At 30.7% G+C, this 1,194-nt stretch carries 1 protein-coding gene; it reads right to left on the bottom strand.

Annotated features, from left to right (window positions below):
• Positions 1-8 precede the first annotated feature (8 nt).
• Positions 9-1,001: an IS110 family RNA-guided transposase gene (locus BW932_RS14140; RefSeq protein WP_076388704.1), complete on the bottom strand. Its 993-nt coding sequence runs from the start codon at positions 999-1,001 to the stop codon at positions 9-11.
• Between the last annotated feature and the right edge of the window lie 193 nt (positions 1,002-1,194).

The following is a 1,194-nucleotide window of genomic DNA, read 5'->3' as shown; positions in this document are numbered from 1 at the left end:
CTTGATTTCTATGACACCGCCAAACTATTTTGGTAATTATTTTCATATTTTTTTCCAGATTTGAGTACTGCAAAAATGAGATGGATTATTTTATTTCGGATGTTATTTAAAACCAACATTTTATTTTTTCCTTCTAAAACTTTTCTTTGATAATATTTAGATAAATCATTATCCAGTTTCACCACACTCATTGCTCCCAGATGTAACGTACTTTTTAGAGATTTATCAGCATATGGCGAAACTTTTGGCCGGTATCGCAATGAGGTGCCCGATTGATGATCAAATGGAACAACACCACTATAACAAGCCAATTTCCTTGCACTATCAATCATTTGAAAATTATCTGTTTTCGCCAAAATCATCCAGGTTAATACTTTTCCAACTCCTGGAATACTTTGCATTAATCCGCTTTTCTCTTTTAATTCTGCATCCATTTTTATCACTTTTTCCATTTCCTGTTCTAAAAATTTAATATGATCTGTGAGCAGCTTTATTTCTTTTTCATTAATCTTTAGAAGCATTTTTTCTAATCCAATGGCTTTAGTACACTTGTAATTTTTCTTCTGTTGAAGTAAACTTGATTTCAACTTAACCTTCGATTTTCTCTCTGTTAAAAGAACTTTTAATTTCTTCATTGATTCAGAACTCGGTTTCCAAAGTTCAATATCGCCACTGTTTCTTTCTATAAAATGCGCAATTCTCGAGGCATCTATCTTATCATTTTTCCCGCGTGATAAACCTAAACTTTTCTTCAAATGAAGCGGATTAATAACATAAACTTTAAATTCAAAATGCTCTAAAACCTCGTAAAGATTCCAATTATACCTCCCTGTGTTTTCCATCGCTACTACAACTTCCTCATAAATTTTAAAGCTTTTGAAGAATTTTTTAATCACAGAAATTTCGTTTTCAATAACCTCGTATCTTTCCTCTAAATCTGTTTTTAAACAAATATCCAATGTTTCTGCACTAATGTCAATCCCAATAATTAATTTTTTCATAATTTTGAATTTACAAGTTAACACCTTACGAAAGAGAAACTTTCATCATTACTCAACTCCTTAATAATGGGCTTCAAATCCCGAATTTCTATTTGAGTTTTTAATGAAAGGAAGAGCATTTAATTCTGAATCAAGCCTTGAGTTTTACTCTGAGCGGAACATAGTTTAATTAAATGCTTTTCTCTTTCTAAAT

It is taken from the genome of Kaistella chaponensis (assembly GCF_900156725.1).
GTDB classification, from domain to species: Bacteria; Bacteroidota; Bacteroidia; order Flavobacteriales; family Weeksellaceae; genus Kaistella; species Kaistella chaponensis.
Note: the sequence above shows the minus strand (reverse complement) of the source record. Positions and strands in the feature narration are given on the sequence as shown.